The sequence below is a fragment of the Reyranella sp. genome, assembly GCF_965279465.1.
Classification (GTDB): Bacteria; Pseudomonadota; Alphaproteobacteria; order Reyranellales; family Reyranellaceae; genus Reyranella.
Genome location: NZ_OZ257242.1, coordinates 960,596 through 976,282 on the forward strand (window position 1 = coordinate 960,596; position 15,687 = coordinate 976,282).

At 67.7% G+C, this 15,687-nt stretch carries 20 protein-coding genes; 10 read left to right on the forward strand and 10 right to left on the reverse strand.

Translation table 11 applies throughout. From position 1 onward, the window contains the following. Nucleotides 1-58: 58 nt before the first annotated feature. Genes ACQY8M_RS04655 through ACQY8M_RS04670 form a run of 4 tightly spaced genes read right to left on the reverse strand, consistent with a single transcriptional unit; the run spans nt 59 to nt 1,852 of the window. Nucleotides 59-439 carry a VOC family protein gene (locus ACQY8M_RS04655; protein ID WP_428675310.1) on the reverse strand — a complete coding sequence of 127 codons (381 nt, stop codon included), beginning with the start codon at nt 437-439 and terminating at the stop codon, nt 59-61. Continuing rightward, a complete protein-coding gene (locus ACQY8M_RS04660; RefSeq protein WP_428669340.1) occupies nt 322-1,113 on the reverse strand; it encodes a hypothetical protein in 792 nt (263 codons plus the stop codon). Before ACQY8M_RS04660 ends, ACQY8M_RS04655 begins: the two co-directional genes overlap by 118 nt. After that, nucleotides 1,070-1,567: a hypothetical protein gene (locus ACQY8M_RS04665; RefSeq protein WP_428669343.1), complete on the reverse strand. Its 498-nt coding sequence runs from the start codon at nt 1,565-1,567 to the stop codon at nt 1,070-1,072. The genes ACQY8M_RS04660 and ACQY8M_RS04665 overlap by 44 nt, the downstream gene beginning before the upstream one ends. A 3-nt stretch (nt 1,568-1,570) precedes the next feature. Continuing rightward, on the reverse strand, nt 1,571-1,852 hold the full coding sequence (locus ACQY8M_RS04670; RefSeq protein ID WP_428669345.1) for a DUF255 domain-containing protein: 282 nt from the start codon (nt 1,850-1,852) through the stop codon (nt 1,571-1,573). A 397-nt stretch (nt 1,853-2,249) separates the two neighbouring features. On the opposite strand from ACQY8M_RS04670, the gene ACQY8M_RS04675 reads away from it, so the two are divergent. From ACQY8M_RS04675 to ACQY8M_RS04695, 5 genes are read left to right on the forward strand one after another with little or no spacing between them, the layout of a single operon-like run. Then, entirely contained in the window at nt 2,250-3,047 is a 798-nt protein-coding gene (locus ACQY8M_RS04675; RefSeq protein WP_428669349.1) for a DUF4129 domain-containing protein, read from the forward strand. Next, nucleotides 3,031-3,507 carry a hypothetical protein gene (locus ACQY8M_RS04680; RefSeq protein ID WP_428669351.1) on the forward strand — a complete coding sequence of 159 codons (477 nt, stop codon included), beginning with the start codon at nt 3,031-3,033 and terminating at the stop codon, nt 3,505-3,507. Before ACQY8M_RS04675 ends, ACQY8M_RS04680 begins: the two co-directional genes overlap by 17 nt. Further along, complete coding sequence (locus ACQY8M_RS04685) at nt 3,504-4,460, forward strand: AAA family ATPase (protein WP_428669353.1); 957 nt, start codon at nt 3,504-3,506, stop codon at nt 4,458-4,460. Before ACQY8M_RS04680 ends, ACQY8M_RS04685 begins: the two co-directional genes overlap by 4 nt. A 2-nt stretch (nt 4,461-4,462) precedes the next feature. Continuing rightward, the gene (locus tag ACQY8M_RS04690; RefSeq protein ID WP_428669355.1) at nt 4,463-5,737 is read left to right on the forward strand and encodes a DUF58 domain-containing protein; all 1,275 of its coding nucleotides are present in this window, start codon (nt 4,463-4,465) and stop codon (nt 5,735-5,737) included. Further along, nucleotides 5,734-6,240, forward strand: coding sequence for a hypothetical protein (locus ACQY8M_RS04695; RefSeq protein ID WP_428669357.1), 507 nt, complete (start codon nt 5,734-5,736; stop codon nt 6,238-6,240). The genes ACQY8M_RS04690 and ACQY8M_RS04695 overlap by 4 nt, the downstream gene beginning before the upstream one ends. Nucleotides 6,241-6,283: 43 nt before the next feature. Here ACQY8M_RS04695 and ACQY8M_RS04700 read toward each other — a convergent pair whose 3' ends face one another. From ACQY8M_RS04700 to ACQY8M_RS04725, 6 genes are all read right to left on the reverse strand, one after another. Then, nucleotides 6,284-6,616 carry an Mpo1-like protein gene (locus tag ACQY8M_RS04700; protein ID WP_428669359.1) on the reverse strand — a complete coding sequence of 111 codons (333 nt, stop codon included), beginning with the start codon at nt 6,614-6,616 and terminating at the stop codon, nt 6,284-6,286. 118 nt (nt 6,617-6,734) lie between these two features. Then, nucleotides 6,735-7,985, reverse strand: a complete 1,251-nt coding sequence (locus ACQY8M_RS04705) for an NAD(P)/FAD-dependent oxidoreductase (RefSeq protein WP_428669361.1) — start codon at nt 7,983-7,985, stop codon at nt 6,735-6,737. 13 nt (nt 7,986-7,998) lie between these two features. Then, a complete protein-coding gene (locus tag ACQY8M_RS04710; RefSeq protein ID WP_428669363.1) occupies nt 7,999-8,472 on the reverse strand; it encodes a DoxX family protein in 474 nt (157 codons plus the stop codon). A 109-nt stretch (nt 8,473-8,581) separates the two neighbouring features. Continuing rightward, nucleotides 8,582-8,839, reverse strand: a complete 258-nt coding sequence (locus ACQY8M_RS04715) for a DUF2282 domain-containing protein (RefSeq protein WP_428669365.1) — start codon at nt 8,837-8,839, stop codon at nt 8,582-8,584. A gap of 280 nt (nt 8,840-9,119) precedes the next feature. Then, the gene (locus ACQY8M_RS04720; RefSeq protein ID WP_428669367.1) at nt 9,120-9,902 is read right to left on the reverse strand and encodes a 3-hydroxybutyrate dehydrogenase; all 783 of its coding nucleotides are present in this window, start codon (nt 9,900-9,902) and stop codon (nt 9,120-9,122) included. 71 nt (nt 9,903-9,973) lie between these two features. Then, a complete protein-coding gene (locus tag ACQY8M_RS04725; protein ID WP_428669369.1) occupies nt 9,974-10,618 on the reverse strand; it encodes a peroxiredoxin-like family protein in 645 nt (214 codons plus the stop codon). 152 nt (nt 10,619-10,770) lie between these two features. Here ACQY8M_RS04725 and ACQY8M_RS04730 point away from each other — a divergent pair, with 152 nt between their 5' ends. The 5 genes from ACQY8M_RS04730 (at nt 10,771) to ACQY8M_RS04750 (ending at nt 15,163) form a co-directional block, all read left to right on the forward strand. Next, the gene (locus ACQY8M_RS04730; protein WP_428669371.1) at nt 10,771-11,652 is read left to right on the forward strand and encodes a LysR family transcriptional regulator; all 882 of its coding nucleotides are present in this window, start codon (nt 10,771-10,773) and stop codon (nt 11,650-11,652) included. A 144-nt stretch (nt 11,653-11,796) separates the two neighbouring features. Continuing rightward, nucleotides 11,797-12,258 (forward strand): cupin domain-containing protein, encoded by a 462-nt coding sequence (locus ACQY8M_RS04735; RefSeq protein ID WP_428669373.1) that lies wholly within the window; start codon nt 11,797-11,799, stop codon nt 12,256-12,258. A 17-nt stretch (nt 12,259-12,275) separates the two neighbouring features. Next, nucleotides 12,276-13,496, forward strand: a complete 1,221-nt coding sequence (locus ACQY8M_RS04740; RefSeq protein ID WP_428669375.1) for an MFS transporter — start codon at nt 12,276-12,278, stop codon at nt 13,494-13,496. A gap of 24 nt (nt 13,497-13,520) precedes the next feature. Further along, nucleotides 13,521-14,024 carry a DUF302 domain-containing protein gene (locus ACQY8M_RS04745; RefSeq protein ID WP_428669377.1) on the forward strand — a complete coding sequence of 168 codons (504 nt, stop codon included), beginning with the start codon at nt 13,521-13,523 and terminating at the stop codon, nt 14,022-14,024. 11 nt (nt 14,025-14,035) lie between these two features. Then, a complete protein-coding gene (locus tag ACQY8M_RS04750) occupies nt 14,036-15,163 on the forward strand; it encodes a patatin-like phospholipase family protein (protein ID WP_428669379.1) in 1,128 nt (375 codons plus the stop codon). Nucleotides 15,164-15,687: the final 524 nt, after the last annotated feature.

A 15,687-nucleotide genomic window follows, 5' to 3' on the forward strand; every position in this document is an offset into this window, starting at 1 on the left:
GGATTTCGGTGTCGGCCGCAATGTGGCCTCCGACCCCCGGCGACGCAAGGGGTGGACTTTAGCGGCCCCAGGCAGCTGCTTGGAAAACAACGCGATAGCCATCCGGGTCCTCGAAGGTCAGACCGTCGCGGTCCCAGTACGGGTTGAAGGCCGAAACGGGTTCGAAACCCGCCCCGCGCATCCGATCGACCGCAGCCTGCCACTCGGCCGAATCCGGCAGGTAGAAGACCAGAAGGTTATCCGGGGTCGGCGCCCGACCAGCGGAATGGCCAGGGGCGCGGGTGAACTCGAAATGCCAGGGTGCCTTCTCGTGACCCAGCATCACGCCGTCGAAACCCGCATGATCCTCGAACCGGTAGAGCACGCTAAGGCCCAGGCCGCGCTCGTAGAAGGGCAGCAGGGCGTCGATGTCGTCGGTCGGGCGGGCGACGCGCAGGATAGGGATCGGCATGGGGCACCTCCGGATCCGAATCCTACCCGTCGCCCCGAGCGAAGCCGAGGGACCTGATCATGCCTGCGGCTGCACAAGACGAGATCCCTCCACTGCGCCTCGCTGCGCTCGGCTCCGGTCGGGATGACGGGCTCTCTACCGATCATCCACCTTGGCGACCATGCGCGCGACCTTGTCGGCGCTGAACATGGGCGCCGAGCAGGCGCCGTTGGCGCAGGCGAAGGCGGCGGCCCCTCTCGGCGGTCGAGCCATTCGATGCGCAGGTAGCGCGTCGGATAGGCTCGCGCGGCGGTATAGAGCGCCCGCGCCGCCGGATCGTCCTTGGCGCCGACGATGGTGACGTGCGCCGGCTCGCGCGACAGCTCGCGATTCGCCAGCAGCGCGCCGGGCACGACCAGGTCGTCCTCCGCGAGCGCGATCAGGGTGCGCATGCCGTGCTCGGCGGCGGTGTGGAAATCCGCGCGGCCGGTGTCGCGCGCCAGCAGGTTGAACAGGCGGGTCGCCAGCACGTTCTCGTCGACCTGCTTCACCGGCCGGGCGAGCACGCCTTTCGCGCCCGGCTCGGGCTGGCGCACCGTGAAGCCGCCGGCCGGGTCGCGACGATCGCGCGCGATCACCTCAGCGAGCTCGGCGGCCAGCGCGAGATAGCGGCGCGCGGCCATGGCCGAGGCCGCCGTTCGGTGCGCGCCGGTTGGCCAGGGTCCAGTCGAAGGCCTTCACCGCCGCGTCGCGCAGCGCCTCGTCGCCCGTGATGTCGTACAGGGCGGCAAGGCTCGCGATCGCCCAGCCGTTCTCGCGCGCATAGGAATGCTTGTCGATCGGCGGTTCCGGGCCGGCACGGCGCTCGGCGTCGGGCTTGGCGTAGAAGACGTCGCCGTGCTCGCCGTGGCTCACGTCGGCATCCTGGCTGGTGTAGAAGGCGCCGCTGTCGCTGCGCATGAAGTCCATCAGCCAGCGGCCAATGTTCTTCGCCGCCTTCAGGTCGGCGTCGCTGTGCCCGATCAGCCAGGCCAGAACGTAGGCGCGCATCGCATCGCGCTGGCGCACGAGCGCCTCGATCTTCGCCAGCCGCTCGTCGGACAGGCCCGTGGCGTCGGGATCGACAGTCGCACCCATCGCCTAGGACGGCAGCGCCGAGGGATCGTCGATCACGGCGACCAGCAGCTTCGCGAACAGCTCGGGCGGGATGTAGTCGCGGCGCTTGAAGATCTCGTTGCCGTCCTTGTCGAGCATGATGGTCGCGGGCCAGCCCCAGTCCTCGTAGCGGTAGCTGAGCTCGAGATCGGCGTCCTGGTCGACCCGCACCGGGATGAACCTGTCGAGGATCGCCGCCTGGATGGCGGGATCGCGATAGGTCGTGCCCTCCATGACATGGCACCACTGGCACCACACCGCCGCCATGTGCAGCAGGATGTACTTATGCTCCTTGTCCGCGCGGTCGAGCAGCGCCGGGTTCCATTACTGCCAGGGCAGCGTCGACGTCTCGGCGTTCGCTGTTCCCGCGATGAAGACCAGAAGGAGGGTGAGGAGGCGCCGCGTGCCTTCCTCTACGACGGACCGTCAGCCGCGGATTTGATGCTTCATCAATTCGTGACCGAGCCGGCCGGTCAGCCAGAGGCCGCACATCCGATAGTCGCTGATCAGCGACCAGACCGGCGCCTGCCGTCATGCTCGCGAGAAGCTTGAGCCTGCGGAGCATAGAGTCCAAGCTGACAGCATGAGCTTGAGACGGAAGGTGGCGCTTGGCGCTGTATCCTTGATCGGCCTGCTATTTGCCGTTGCGGGGATGATGCCAACGGTGACCGCCGTCGAAAGCCTGTCGGGCAGGCTCGTTCTCGAACTTCCGGCCTGGCTCGGGATTCCATTCATCGTCCTGGTGTGTCTGGCGACGCTGTTCATCGCCTTGCTGCTTGGTCCTGCCGTGCGGCCGCGACGCGAGTTGCAGGAGGCTCGGAAACGGGCGGCGGCGACGCAAGTTCTGCTGCTTGCGGTGATCCTGCTCATGGTCGGTCTGAGGGAGCATCTGGGCATCAATCTCGACGAGGTCGCGCAGCGGCTGGCGGGGCTGGCCGGCCAGCCTGCGGCGGTCACGGTCTCCGACGCCGAACAGCCGCCGGCCGTCGCGTCCGAACTGGTCGGCGGGCTCATGCAAGGGTTCTTGCTGGCGCTCGCCCTCATCGCGTTCGGCGTCATGGCGTGGCTCTACCTCGCTTTGTTGCCCGAGCGGCGCCGGGGAATGCCGCTGCCCTTCGACCGTCCTGCCCTGCAGCTGGCGGTCGAGGAGAGCCTCGACGACCTGCGGCACCTGCCCGATGCCCGCCTCGCCATCGTCCGATGCTACGGCCGCTTCGAGAGAGTCCTCGCCACCGCCGACGTCCGCCGCCTGCCCTGGCAGACCGTGCTGGAATTCATGCGGACGGCCCTGAAAGTTCCGCGGCTGCCCGATGCGGATGTGCGCACGCTGACAGGCCTGTTCGAGATCGCTCGTTTCAGCCGGCACGAACTGGGTCCCGAACATCGCGAGAGGGCCTGGCAGGCCCTCATGGCCGTCAAGGCTGCTCTCGAGGAAGAAGAGCGCCATGCCCCGGTATCGTAAGCGCGTGTGGATCGGGCTGCTGGGCCGTTACTTCGTGCTCGTCATCGTCCTGGGTCTGATCGCGACGTCTGTCTATGCGGTCGTCGATGCCAATGATCGGCCGTCCGTCGTGCGGCTCGCGGTGGCGGCCTTCGTCGCCGTCGTGCTGATCCACGCCTACAACCACATGCGAGAGCGGCTCGAAAGCACGCCGCAATCGGCCTTCGACAAGGCACGACGGGGCCAACCCGCCGAGATCAAGATCGCGCCCATGGTCGTGCGGCTGAGGGAGAGCGTGCAACATGCCGTCGCCAGCCCGCGCTACTTCAAGGAGTCGTTGTGGCCCAGGCTCGTGCGGCTGAGCGAGGAGCGCGGCCGTGGAGGGCTCCTGCAGGAGCCACGCGGACGCCGGTGGAGCCGGCGCGGGCCGTCACTGCCGGTGATCGCCGAGCTCGTGCGACGCATCGGGGACGAGCGATGAAAATCGCCGAGGTCGAGGAGCGATGCCAGGGCGTCCTCACGGCGCTCTCGGAGATCGTCGTGGGGAAGGAGCACGTCCTTCGCCAGGTCATGGCGGGAGTCCTGGCCAACGGGCATATCCTCATCGAGGATTATCCGGGCCTCGCCAAGACCCTGATCGCGCGGCTGTTCAGCCAGGCGCTGGAACTTCGGTTCAGCCGCATCCAGTTCACCCCGGACCTGCTGCCGGGCGACATCACCGGCAGCTCGATCTACGATCAGCGCGAGGGCCGCTTCGAGTTCAGACGCGGACCGATCTTCGCCCATCTGCTGCTCGCCGACGAGATCAACCGCGCCACGCCAAAAACCCAATCGGCCCTGCTCGAGGCGATGCAGGAGCGGCAGGTGACCATAGAAGGGCAGTCGTATCCGCTCGATCCGCCGTTTCTCGTCATCGCCACCCAAAATCCCATCGAGCTCGAGGGCACTTATCCGTTGCCCGAAGCCCAGCTCGACCGCTTCCTGATGCGCGTCGCCGTCGGCTATCCTGAGCGCCAGGACGAGAAGGAGGTGCTGCGGCGCCGGCGCGAGCGACGCCAGGAGGTCGCCGAGGTGCCGGGGATCGTGTCGCATGACGCCCTTCTCGCGATGCAGGCCGCTCTCGAGGAGGTCTACATCGATGACGCCATCGACGAGTACATCGTCGACCTGGTGCGGGCGACCCGTGGCGATGAGCGGGTGGCGCTGGGCGCCTCGCCGCGCGGCGCGCTGGCGTTGCAAGCCGTCGTGCGGGCCGAGGCTGTGCTGCAGGGCCGCGATTTCGTCACGCCGGACGACGTCAAGGCGATGGCCGTGCCGGTCCTTGCCCATCGCATCATCCTGCGCCCGGAGCTTTGGGTCGCGCGGCTCTCGACGGTCGAGGTCGTCAACGACGTGCTGAGACGCGTGCCGACCCCGAAAGTGGAAGCAAGCTGAGCATGCTCCCGTCGCCCCTGCTTGCATCGCTGGCCGTCTTCACGATCTGGACAGTGGTGCTGGGGCTGATCGTCGGTCGTTTCGAGCTCTTCCTGGCGGCCGTACCGCTGGTCGTGGCCTTGCTGTCGGCCCGCAAGCCGGTCGCGGCGTCGAGCATCGGGATCACCGCCAACCTGACCTCGATGCGACTGACCGAGGGCGACCGCCTCGATCTGGTCGTTGTCGTCGCCTGCCCCCAGGCGACGTCACCGTCGATAGAAGTTTTCCTGCCCCTGCCGAACACCTTTGAATTCGTCGAGGGCGGGCCTCACCTGGCGACCAGCCTGAGGGCGGACGAGACGTTCGAATGGAGGCTTGCCGTGCGTTCCACGGCACGCGGCCGCTTCGTGCTCGGACCCTTCAACGTGCGTGTGTCGGACGACGCCGGCCTGCTGGTCGACGAAGCGCGCGTTGGCCCGGCCGTCGAGATCGAGACCTATCCGCGGATTACCATGATCCGGCAGTTGCCCCGACCGTGGCACACGCGATCATCCTTCGGGAACTACGTTGCCGCTCAGTTCGGCACCGGGCTCGAGATCGCCGAAACCAGGCTGTTCGCGCCGGGGGACCGCGTGCGTCAAATCAACTGGCCGGCCTCGCAGCGGCTGGGCCGGTTGTACGTGAACCAGTTCCAACAGGAGCGCAGCGCCGACGTGGTGCTTCTGCTCGACACGATGGCGGAAACCGGTGCGTCGCCGCATTCGACCCTCGATGCCTCGGTGCGGGCTGTCACGGCACTGGCGTCGGCGTACATCGCCCGCAAGGATCGCGTGGGCTACGTGGAGTTCGGCGGCACTCTGCGATGGCTGAAGCCTGCCGCCGGCCGGCGGCAGTGGGAGAGGTTGCTGCGGTCTGCACTCCCGGCCTCCCAGCATTTCACTTACCTGGCCAGGACGCTGGACTACGTGCCGGCGGCGGCCTTGCCGCGTCAGGCCCTGGTGATTGCCATCAGCCCGGTCATCGACGAGCGCTTCACGCGGGCGATCGTCGATCTGGCAGGACGCGGCTACGATGTGGTGCTTCTCGCTGTCTGTCCGGTCGAGCTGACGCGGCGTGTGCTGCCCGATGCGCCGCTCAGCGATGTCGCCTGTGCGCTGTGGATGCTGGAGCGGTCATCCCGACTCCGGCTGTTGCGCAGCGAGGGCATCACCGTCGCCGAATGGCAACCGGAGCAGCCCCTCGACGCGGCTCTCGCAGCGCTGGCGCGCCGCGCGCCGGTGCGTCGGGGCATGCCATGAACCGCCTCGTGCCTGCGCCCGCCATCCCCATTCTCGTGGGCGTGCCGCTTTGGGTGGAGACGTCCGGGCTTGTCGCCGCCGTCGCGCTGGCGAGCGGCGCTGTTTGTCTCATCGCGGTGCTACGGACCTCTCTGTCGCTGGCGACCGTGGGCGGCACGCTTGCGATCTTCTCCCTGGCGCTGGCCCTGCATCTATCGTCCTCATCTCCCAATGTGCTGATGCTGGCCGCCTTCGGGAGCAGCCTCCTGTTGCTGGTCGAGGCCACCCATTTGTGCAGACGTCTCGGGGGCGCTTCGGTAACGCCATCCCTGTGGCGTCGCACCATCGCCTGGTGGACGGGACGCGCGTCGATCTCCCTCGCGATCGTGATCGTCATCACCGTTCTCGCGCCTCTGGTCGCCCTATCGCTGCCCGCGGCATGGGCGCCTTTTGTCGCCGGCATCGGTGTCCTGGCGACCTTCGCCGCAGCCGTCGCCTTTGCATGGCCTGAAGCGGATGACTGAGCGAAGGACGGCAGAGGGCACCCGCATCCTGACACGCGGGCGGTCAGCCGCGGATTTGGTGCTTCATCAATTCGCGACCGAGCCGGCCGGTCAGCCAGAGGCCGCACATGCGCCAGTCGCTGATCAGCGACCAGACCGGCGCCTCGAAGGTCGCGGGCTTGTTCTTCTCGATGAAGAAGTGGCCGAACCACGCCGGCCCGTAGCCGGAGAACGGCACTGCGATCAGCCACCACCAGTTTTGGGTCGCGATCGCTACGACCAGCGCCAGCGCCGAGGCGATGGTGCCGACATAATGCACCGCACGCGTCGACGGCTTGGCGTGCTCGCCGAGATAGAACGGCCAGAAGTCGGCGTAGGTCCGGAAGCGGGCGGCCATGGCGGGATTGTCGGACGTTTGGCTCGCGCTGTCATCCGGAGCAGTGGCGCATCCTCTCGTGCTCTTCCGGACCTTCGGCTTCGCTCAAGGCTGGCGCTCGCGGACCACGAAGCTCGCGCTAATGCGAGCCCGGTCCGGTGATCAGCCGCGCGCCGGACTGGAAGGTTGCGTAGGACCACAACCAGTCGAGCATGACGACCAGCCGGTTGCGGAAGCCGATCAGGAACGACACGTGAACGGCGCCCCACAGCAGCCAGGCGAGCGTGCCGTCGAGCCTCAGCCAGCCGAAGTCGGCGACGGCGGCACGCCGGCCGATCGTCGCCATGGTGCCGAAGTCGCGGTAGCGGAATGGCTTCGGCGGGGGCTTGCCGCCCAGCCGGGCGCGCAGCACGCGCGCGACGTAGGCGCCCTGCTGCTTGGCGACCGGCGCCAGCCCGGGCAGCGGCTTGCCGTCGGCATCGAGCGCATGGGCGGTGTCGCCGATGCAGAAGATCTCCGGATGTCCCGGCAGGGAGAAGTCGGGACCGACCATCACCCTGCCGACGCGGTCCTTCTCCGCGCCCAGCCACGTCGCGGCCGATGACGCTGCCACACCGGCGGCCCAGACGATCGTCGCGGCTGCGAGCGGGTCTTCGCCGATCGTGACGCCCTCGGCGTCGCAGCGCGTCACCGGCGTTCCGAGACGGACCTCTACTCCGAGCTTCTCGAGCGAGCGATGCGCGGCTGCGCTCAACACCGGCGGAAAGGCGCCGAGCACGCGCGGGCCCGCCTCGACCAGCACGACGCTCGCCTCACGCGGATCGATGTTGCGGAAGTCGTGGCGCAACGCCACGCGCGCCAGCTCGGCGATGGCGCCGGCCATCTCCACGCCGGTCGGTCCGCCGCCGATCACGACGAAGGTGAGGAAGCGCCGGCGTGCCTCGTGGCTGTCGGCGGCCTCGGCATTCTCGAACGCGGTGAGGATGCGGCGCCGGATGGCCGTGGCGTCATCGATCTTCTTCAGGCCGGGCGCCACGGTCTCCCATTCGTCGTGGCCGAAATAGGAGTGCCGCGCCCCGGTGGCCAGCACGAGATAGTCGTAGGAGATCGTGCGATCGTCGAGGGCGATGGTGCGGCGCCCCCGGTCGACGCCGTTCACCTTGCCGAGCAGCACGTGGACGTTGGCGGCGCGGCGCAGGATGGCGCGGATCGGCGAGGCGATCTGCGCCGGCGACAGGCCGGCGGTCGCGACCTGGTAGAGCAGCGGCTGGAAGAGATGGTAGTTGCGCCGGTCGATGACGGTGACGTCGGCGTCCGCGCCGGCGAGCGCATTGGCGGCGCTCAGCCCGCCAAAGCCTGCGCCGACGATGACGATGTGCGGCCGGGCCATGACGGATTCCTTTCTAGGCGCGTCCGAAGAGGTTGAAAGCGACGATGCGGTCGATCGACAGTGCACCGGCGCCGCGGCTGAGAACATAGGCGAGGATCGAGCCCCACATCAGGTGCTCGGGCCAGTTCTCGGGATAGACCAGGAACTGGATGGTGAGCGTCATCGCCAGCAGCGCCGCGGCGCCGGCGCGGGCGAAGAGGCCGAGCACCAGCAGCACGGGAGCGCTCAGCTCGACCGCCGTGCCGAGATACGCGGCAAGCTCGGGCGGCAGCAGCGGCAGGCGGTACTCGTCGCGGAACAGCGCGATCGCCGTGTCGAAGCTCTGCAGCTTGAGCATGCCGGAGCGGAAAAAGGTGGCGCCGACGGCGAAGCGCATGCCGAGCTCGATCAGCGACAGGGGAAAGCGGCGCGCGGTGCCGCGCAGCCGGTCGAGACGGGCGATCAGGCTCATGTCGCGCGGCTCGGTATCCAAAGCGGCAGTGGTCATGGCGAATTCCTCGGAAGAAGGGACGGCCGCCGGCCGGAGGGCCGGTGTGGGGTTGGGGCGGGGGTTGTGCCGGCCCGAAGGGACCGGACTCGGCGGCCGATGGGGACGATCAGCTCTGCGACGCAGTCAGCTTGCCGCCGACGATCTTCGCGCAGGTGCCGGCGGGAACGGTGAGCCAGGCATCGGCCTGCCCGTCCTTCTTGGAGGTTGCGGCGCAGGATGAATGCTTGGTCTGGCAGTCGTTCTTGCCGGCCTTGGCGATGCCATAGCACTTCTCGGTAGCGCCGCCCTGGGCGTTGGCCGGAATGGCGGCGGCGAACAGGGCGGCTGCGTTCAGTACGGCAGCAACGGCGAAGGTGGATTTCATGATGGTCTCCTGGGTTACGTGAATGGCCCTTTCGGGTGGCCGCACACTGCCGCCGCACCGTCCCGGACTGAAATATCGCTTCCCTATCGGATCGATGCGCGGTGCCTATGCTCTCGCTAGAGGATCCGCGTGTGGCCCGCAGGCGCGGATCCAACGACGACACAGCGCAAAGCCTTGCGGCCGCGCCGTGTCATGTCGTGTCATGCGTAGTCGTGGTCGATGCCCTTTGTCCCGGCCTCGCCGAGACCTCGAAGGGTACGACGAGGGAGAGCTGCCGGCCTCAGTGTGCCGTCCAGCCGCCGTCGACCGGAAGCGCCGCGCCGGTTACCGAGGCGCCGTGGTCCGTGCACAGGAACAACGCCAGCGCCGCAAGTTCCGCGACCTCGACGAAGCGCTTGTTGGGCTGGTTCTTCAGCAGCACGTCTGAGATCACCTTCTCGCGGTCGATCCCGTGCGCGCGAGCCTGGTCGTCGATCTGCTTGTCGACCAGCGGCGTGCGCACGTAGCCGGGGCAGAGCGCGTTGCAGGTGATGCCGTCCTCGGCCGCTTCGAGCGCCGTCACCCGGGTGAGGCCGAGCACGCCGTGCTTGGCCGCAACGTAGGCCGCCTTGTAGGGCGACGCGACCAGCGCATGGGCGGAGGCCACGTTGATCACCCGTCCCCAGCCCCTGGCGCGCATCATCGGCAGCACCAGCTTCGTGGCGTGGAAAGCCGACGACAGATTGATCGCCAGGATCGCGTCCCACTTCTCTTCGGGAAACTCCTCGATCGGCGCAACATGCTGGATGCCGGCGTTGTTCACCATGATGTCGACGCTGCCGAACGTATCGGCGGTCTGACGCACCATGTGCTCGATCGCGCGCGGCTTGCTCATGTCGGCCGGCGAATAGACCACCCGGGCGTTGGTCGCATGCGCGAGCTCAGCGCGGGTCTTCTCGATCTGCATCGTGTCGCCGAAGCCGTTGAGCACGACATTGGCGCCCGACCGGGCAAAGGACTCGGCGATGCCGAGCCCGATCCCGCTGGTCGAGCCGGTGACGATGGCGGTCTTGCCTTGAAGCATGGTGCGATCTCCTGGTGTTGAGGTTTATCGCAGGGTGCGCTTCGGCGGCGCGGCGCTGAAATGCCGGATGGCTACCGAGTCGATAGCGGGTGAGCATCACGCAAGGCGTCGAGCGAGGCGATCAGCTCCTCCGGATCGGGCCAGCGCGCCGGATCGACATCGGCAAAGGCGAACGCAACCCGCGCGTCGGGGCGCACGACGAACACCGCGGGCACCGGCAGGCGCCATTTGGTGTCGCCGTGCAGCCTGGGGAAATCGCGGCCGCGTTCGCGATGGATTCGGATGTGGTTGGGCGACAGCTCATAGGCCAGGCCGCACGTCCGTGCGTAGGCATTCGCCGGGTCGCTCAGCAGCAGGTAGCCGATGCCGCGATGGCGGGCGGTCACGGCGACCTGCTCGGGCATGTCGGGCATGATGCCGACAGCCTGCGCGCCCAGCGCCTCGATCGCCAGCCGCGCTTCCTCGAGCGCAACCATGGTGAGGTCGCAATAGGGGCACCAGCCGCCGCGGAACAGCGCCAGCACCAGCGGCCCGCGGTCGAGCAGCTCGGACGACACCCAGCGCCGGCCGGCGGAGTCCTTCAGTGCGAAGTCGGGCAGATAGTCGCCGAGACCGATCCCCTCCTCCGTGAGCCGCATCATGCGCAGGCGATCGAGCTCGTCCTCGAAATCGGCCCGATCGCGTGTCGACAGCGCGGCCGTATGGCGTTGGCTCAATTGTCGGAGCGTCTGGGTGAGACTCATCAGGATTGCAGCCTGCCGCAGCAGCCCGATGACGGGAAATACCCACTGGCCTGGCAATTCATAGCCGCAAGCTATCGTCAGTTGAGGCACAATAGGCGCGCTTCCGGGGGACTGTTGCCGTGGAAATGCACCAGATTCGATACTTTCTCGCGGTCTGCGAGACGCTGAACTTCACCCGCGCGGCAGAGAGCTGCAACGTCTCCCAGCCGTCGCTCACGCGCGCGATCAAGGGGCTCGAGGACGAGCTCGGCGGGCCGTTGTTCCGCCGCGAGCGCAACAACACCCACCTCACCGGGCTGGGCGAGATGATGCGCCCGCACCTCACCCAAGTGCTGATCGAGACCGATGCCGCCAAGGAACGGGCCAGGAGCTTCGCCCGGCTGGACGACGTCGAGCTCAAGCTCGGCATCATGTGCACCATCGGCCCGCGCCGTTTCGTGCCCTTCCTCCAGGCCTTTCGCGAGCGCCATCCCAAGGTCAACCTCGTGGTCCAGGACGGCTCGAACACCCTGCTCGAGGAGCGGCTGGCGCAGGGCGAGCTCGACGTCGCCGTGTATGGCCAGCCGGAGGAGATCGACGAGCGCTTCCATGCCCGCCGCCTCTACGACGAGCGCTTCGTGATCGGCGTCGGGCCGGGCCATCCGTTCGACAAGGTCAACGCAGTGCGCTGCGCAGACCTGCACGAGCAGGCCTATGTGAACCGGGTGCAGTGCGAGTACTTCGGCCACGCCGGCAGGATCTTCCGCCAGCAGGGCGCGCAGACGCGCATCGTCTTCCGTTCCGACCGCGACGACTGGGTGCAGAGCATGGCGATGGCCGGGCTGGGCTTCACCTTCATCCCCGAGTTCGCCGTCACCATGCCCGGCCTCAAGGTGCGGCCGCTGATCGAGCCGGAGATCGTGCGCACCATCCAGGTCGTGACGGTGCGCGGCCGGCCGCACGTGCCGTCGGTCGGCGCCTTCGTGCGCGAGGTGCTGGCCTTTCCCTGGCTCAACGCGAGCTCATAGGGACGAGCCGGCGAAGCACGCCGCTGACAGGCAGGCTATCGAAACCATTCGCAGTCGGCATTTCTGTCCGGCCGCCGGGACTCCGATGCTGGTGCCATCGCCCGCGACCGGCCCGGTCGTGGCGCTCACCGGATGGAGATACCCATGTTCAAGCGGACTCTCGTTGCCTCGGCCCTGCTCGCGGGGCTTGCCTTCACCAGTCCGGCTTTCGCCGGCGAATGCCCGGCCGGCCAGATGCGTGCCGACGCCACCAAGCCCTCGACGGCCGCGGCCAAGGGAGTGACCGACAAGGTGCTGGCGCAGATCGACCTCGCCGGCGAGAAGGTTGCGCTCGCCGGCCACATGATGCGCGTGCGCAAGCTCGAGGTGCAGCCCGGCGGCGTCGTGCCGTGGCACAGCCACGGCGACCGGCCGGCGCTGATCTACGTCATGTCGGGCGAGATCGTCGAGCATGCCAGCAACTGCGCCGTGCCGATCCTGCACAAGGCCGGTGAGGTGGCGCGCGAGACGCACGCTACGGCCCATTGGTGGAACAACCAGGGCAAGACGCCGGTCGTGCTGCTGTCGTTCGACATCCTGCACGATCCCAACGACCACAACATGTAATCCGAAGGATACGGACCATGTCGGGTGCCCTGCGCGCGTTCACGATCGGCCTCACCGCCTTCCTGACCGTCGTCGACCTGTTCGCGACGCAGGCCATCCTGCCTTCGCTCACCGCGTCCTATGGCGTGAGCCCGGGCGCGATGGGCTTCGCAGTCAACGCCAGCACGATCGGCATGGCGGTCGGCAGCCTCGCGGTCGCCCTGTTCGGCCGAACGATCGATCGTCGGCGCGGCATCCTGTTGAGCCTCGCGATCCTGTCGCTGCCGACGCTGCTGCTGGCCACCATGCCGCCGCTGCCGGTGTTCACCGCGCTCCGCATCGCGCAGGGCCTCTGCATGTCGACCGCCTTCGCGCTCACTCTCGCCTATCTCGGCGAGCACAGCAGCGCGGCCGATACTGCGAGCGCCTTTGCCGCCTATATCACCGGCAACGTCGCCTCCAACCTGTTCGGCCGCCTGCTTGCTGCTGGCGTGGTCGATCAGCTGGGGCTCGCCGCCAACTTCGCCGTCTTCGCCGCGCTCAACCTCGGCGGCGCCGTGCTGGTCTGGTTCACCGTCGAGCGCACGCCACCGATGGCGCAAGCGGACATGAGCCACGCCTCGCCGGTCACCAGTTGGCGGCGCCATCTCGGCCAGCCGGCGCTGCGCTCGGCCTTTGCGATCGGCTTCCTGATCCTGTTCGCCTTCATCGGCACCTTCACCTATGTCAACTTCGTGCTGACCGGCCCCGGTTTCGGCATCGGCATGATGATGCTGGGCACGGTCTACTTCGTCTTCCTGCCATCGATCGTCACCACGCCGCTCGCCGGCAAGGCCGTGGCCCGCATCGGCACGCGACCGGCGCTGTGGGCCTCGTTCGCCCTTGCCGCCGCGGGCCTGCCGCTGCTCCTGAGCGCGAGCTTCGCCGCCGTTCTGCTCGGCCTCGCGCTGGTCGCGGTCGGCACCTTCTTCGCCCAGGCGACCGCCACCGGCTTCGTCGGACGCGCCGCCACGATCGACCGCGGCGCCGCAAGCGGCCTCTATCTCGCGAGCTATTTCCTCGGCGGCCTGGTGGGCAGCGCCGCGCTCGGGCTGGTCTTCGATCGCTTCGGCTGGGCCGCCTGCGTGGCCGGCATCGGTGCGGCACTCGGCCTCGGCGCCCTGCTCACGCGCCGCCTCATAGCGCCAGACCATCGAGCCGATGCCGCAACGGCATTTCAGGTCGCAAGCAGCGTCCCGCACTCTGGCGTCACGCGATAACGCGCTCACACAAAGGAGACTCCAATGCCCAACTGCATCGCCCAAGCCTGCTCCGCTGCCGCCCTCGCCTTCGCGATGATGCTGTCGCAAGCCCCGCACGTCGCCGCCGAAGGCGTTAAACCCGCCGCGTCGTCGACCTCGGGCGTGATCGCCCGGAAGAGCGCCTACGGCGTAGAGGAGACGGTCGCACGCCTGAAGAAGGACATCGCCGCCAAGGGCATCGTCTTCTTTCAGGAGATCGACCAGTCGGCGCTCGCCGCCAAGGCCGGCATCGAGCTGCGGCCGTCGATCCTGCTGATCTTCGGCAACCCGCCGCTCGGCACGCAGTTCATGACCGCCAACCCGCAGGCCGGCCTCGACTGGCCGGTGCGCATGCTGGTCTATCGCGACGCGCAGGGCGCGGTATGGGTCGTCTGGACCGACTTCGCCTGGATTGCTCATCGCCACGGCGTGACCACGCGCGAGGCGCAGTTCCACATGGCTTCCGAGGTTGCCGCCTCGATCGCCGCCAGCACCGCCGCCCACTGAGGAGCCCGACCATGAACGCCATGGCCCCTGTTCCGTCGACGGCGGAACGCACGATCAAGGAGCAGGTGGTCCTGGTGCTCCAGGGCGGCGGCGCGCTCGGCGCCTACCAGGCCGGCGTCTACCAGGCGCTGATGGAAGGCGGCATCGAGCCCGACTGGGTGATCGGCACCTCGATCGGCGCCATCAACGGCGCGTTGATCGCCGGCAACGAGCCGGGGCGGCGCATCGAGCGGCTTCGCGAATTCTGGGATGGCGTGGCACGAAAGGCAGCGATCGACCATTTCTGGCCGACGTCGATTTTCGGCAACGCGGTCACCAACCTGTCGACGATCATGTCCGGCATCCCGGGCTTCTTCACGCCCAACCCACAGGCGATCTGGGGGCCGACCTTCGCGCTCGGGCTCGAGAAAGCGTCGTATTACTCGACCGATCCGCTGCGGGAAACGCTCGGCCGACTGATCGACTTCGACTGCATGAAGGCGAGGCGCGTGCGGCTGTCGGTCGGTGCGGTCAACGTGCGGACCAGCGCGATGCGCTATTTCGATTCGCGCGACATGCCGCTCGGCGCCGCGCACATCATGGCCTCCGGCGCCCTGCCCCCCGCCTTCCCGGCGGTGACCATCGACGGCGAGCCCTACTGGGACGGCGGCATCTATTCCAACACCCCGATAGAGGTCGTGCTCGACGACGTGCCGCGCCGCGACTCGCTGATCTTCGCGGTCGATGTCTGGCAACCGGTCGGTGCCCATCCGACCACGATCCAGCAGGTCATGGCGCGCCACAAGGACATCCAGTTTGCCAGCCGCGGCAAGAGCCACGTCGCGCGCCAGGCGCAGATTCATCGCCTGCGCCACGTCGTGCGCGAGCTCGCCAAACGCCTCCCGCCCGATGTCCGGGAGGATCCCGCGGTCCAGGACATGGCCGAATACGGTTGCGGCACGCTGATGCATCTCGTGCGCCTGCTGTCGCCGCGCCTCGATGGCGAGGATCACACCAAGGACATCGACTTCACCCGCGCCGGCATCGAGAACCGCTGGAAGGCAGGGTACGACCACGCCCGCAAGGTGTTGGCCGAGAAGCCGTGGCAGCAGCAGGCAGATCTGCTGGCCGGCATCGTCATCCACGACGCGAGCGAGTAGGCGACTGGTAGGCGGGCGGCGTGGCGAGATTGCCGGACGTTCGGCTCGCGCTCTCATCTGATGTCCGTCGTCCTGAGAGCTTGTGAATCTTTCGGTCGATGGCTGCACGCCTGCCTCATCCCGAGAGCTTGTGAAAAAATCGACGTCGCGACTCAATGACGATCTTGCCACCCACTTACCTCACCCTGAGGAGCGCAGCGCAGCGGAGCGTCTCGAAGGGTGGCAACTCGTACAACCTCGAAAAAATGCCGAGATCGCAGCACTTTCCGTGCGTCCTTCGCGTCGCCATCCTTCGAGACGCTTCGCTGCGCTGCGCTCCTCAGGATGAGGCGGAGGGGTAGCCAGATTCGTCTCCTCACTGCCGGCCGATAAATTCACAAGCTCTCAGGATGAGGGGGAAAGAGAGCTACGGACATACATTCACAAGCTCTGAGCGCCGCGAAGGATCTCGAGATGAATGATGGCGAGCGCTTCATCGCGATTGCAGTGCCGCAGTGTGATGCCGCGTTTTGCTTGTGAGCCTT